1 tRNA gene and 2 rRNA genes (1 of these 3 cut by a window edge) are annotated in these 2,500 nt (G+C 54.9%); all 3 read right to left on the bottom strand.

Going from position 1 to position 2,500, the window contains the following annotated elements:
• Window positions 1-58 precede the first annotated feature (58 nt).
• Window positions 59-135, bottom strand: a tRNA-Met gene (locus EN885_RS32815).
• A 228-nt stretch (window positions 136-363) separates the two neighbouring features.
• Window positions 364-478 (bottom strand): 5S ribosomal RNA (gene rrf / locus EN885_RS32820).
• A 173-nt stretch (window positions 479-651) separates the two neighbouring features.
• A 23S ribosomal RNA gene (locus EN885_RS32825) occupies window positions 652-2,500 on the bottom strand; it runs 960 nt beyond the window's last position.

The following is a 2,500-nucleotide window of genomic DNA, read 5'->3' on the forward strand; positions in this document are numbered from 1 at the left end:
TCGACCGTGCCGGGCCCCAAACGCAAAACGGCCCGCGTGAAGCGGGCCGTTTTTGATTTGGTTGCGGGGACAGGATTTGAACCTGTGACCTTCAGGTTATGAGCCTGACGAGCTACCGGGCTGCTCCACCCCGCGTCAACTTAACGGCGAATGCCGGCCGGGCAGCCCGGACTTTTTGGTTTGTCCGTCCTCAAGGCCTTGGCCTTTGTGGGCGGACGGGTGCTGCTCCACCCCGCGTCAACTTTTGAAACAAGTCAGCGCTTAGTTGGTTCCGCCAACTGAAAGGGCCGCTTGCGCGGCCCGGGCTCCCGATTGGCGGGCCTGTTTTGTAAGGAGAAGATTTTTTCAACGTGCGTTTTGCAGACCTGGCAGCGACCTACTCTCCCGCGTCTTGAGACGAAGTACCATCAGCGCTGGAGCGTTTCACGGCCGAGTTCGGAATGGGATCGGGTGCAGCCGCTCCGCCATAACCACCAGGTCGGCAAAGCGCACGTTGCTCGAGAAGCTTTTTGAGCGAATAGCCAATAGTGAGTAGCGAATAGGGAACCCTATTTTCTGCTCTCTCTGAGCTGTTCGCTGGTCTTTGTTGTGCTCTCACATCTCAGCGCGATCCAAAGGATTGTCGCCGGACAATGGGCATAAGGAATGAGAACGATCAAGCCGATCGAACTATTAGTACCGGTAAGCTTCAAGCGTTGCCGCTCTTCCACACCCGGCCTATCAACGTGGTCGTCTTCCACGGTTCTCAGGGAATACTCGTTTTAAGGTGGGTTTCCCGCTTAGATGCCTTCAGCGGTTATCCCGTCCGGATATAGCTACCCTGCTATGCGGCTGGCGCCACAACAGGTCCACCAGAGATCCGTCCATCCCGGTCCTCTCGTACTAGGGACAGATCCTTTCAATATTCCTACACCCACGGCAGATAGGGACCGAACTGTCTCACGACGTTCTGAACCCAACTCACGTACCGCTTTAAATGGCGAACAGCCATACCCTTGGGACCTGCTCCAGCCCCAGGATGCGATGAGTCGACATCGAGGTGCCAAACAACCCCGTCGATATGGACTCTTGGGGGTCATCAGCCTGTTATCCCCGGCGTACCTTTTATCCGTTGAGCGATGGCCCTTCCACGCGGGACCACCGGATCACTATGACCGACTTTCGTCTCTGCTCGACTTGTCAGTCTCGCAGTCAGGCAGGCTTATGCCATTGCACTCAGCGAACGATTTCCGACCGTTCTGAGCCCACCATCGCGCGCCTCCGTTACTCTTTAGGAGGCGACCGCCCCAGTCAAACTACCCACCATACATTGTCCCGGACCCGGATAACGGGCCGCGGTTAGACATCCATAGTGATAAGGGTGGTATTTCAAGGGTGGCTCCACCTGAGCTGGCGCCCAGGTTTCAAAGCCTACCACCTATCCTACACATGCCACTACGAATGCCAATGTAAAGCTATAGTAAAGGTGCACGGGGTCTTTCCGTCTAACCGCAGGAACCCCGCATCTTCACGGGGAATTCAATTTCACTGAGTCTATGCTGGAGACAGCGGGGAAGTCGTTACGCCATTCGTGCAGGTCGGAACTTACCCGACAAGGAATTTCGCTACCTTAGGACCGTTATAGTTACGGCCGCCGTTTACTGGGGCTTCGATTCAGAGCTTGCACCCCTCCTCTTAACCTTCCAGCACCGGGCAGGCGTCAGACCCTATACGTCGTCTTGCGACTTCGCAGAGCCCTGTGTTTTTGATAAACAGTCGCTACCCCCTGGTCTGTGCCACCCTCCTCCACTTGCGTGGAAAAGGGTCACGCTTCTTCCGAAGTTACGCGTGCAATTTGCCGAGTTCCTTCAGCATAGTTCTCTCAAGCGCCTTGGTATACTCTACCAGTCCACCAGTGTCGGTTTCGGGTACGGTCTATAAGGAGGAGCTATTTCCTGGAACCACGCAGCAGCCCTTTCAATCCGATAAGATTGGACTACCTCAATGATCCGTCACTTCCTCCAGGCCCACGAATATTAACGTGGTTCCCATCGTCTACGCATTTCTGCCTCGACTTAGGGGCCGGCTAACCCTGCTCAGATTAGCTTTAAGCAGGAACCCTTGGACTTTCGGCGGGGGAGTCTCTCACTCCCCTTACGTTACTCATGTCAGCATTCGCACTTCTGATACCTCCACCACCCCTCACGGGTATGGCTTCATCAGCTTACAGAACGCTCCGCTACCGCTCGTGATTGCTCACGAACCCTAAGCTTCGGTGTATGGCTTGAGCCCCGTTACATTTTCGGCGCAAAGACCCTTATTTAGACCAGTGAGCTGTTACGCTTTCTTTAAATGATGGCTGCTTCTAAGCCAACATCCTGGTTGTTTTGGGATCCTCACATCCTTTCCCACTTAGCCATAACTTGGGGACCTTAGCTGTAGGTCAGGGTTGTTTCCCTTTTCACGACGGACGTTAGCACCCGCCGTGTGTCTGCCGACTAGTACTCCCAGGTATTCGGAG

The sequence above is a fragment of the Mesorhizobium sp. M6A.T.Cr.TU.014.01.1.1 genome (assembly GCF_004022765.1).
GTDB classification, from domain to species: domain Bacteria; phylum Pseudomonadota; class Alphaproteobacteria; order Rhizobiales; family Rhizobiaceae; genus Mesorhizobium; species Mesorhizobium mediterraneum.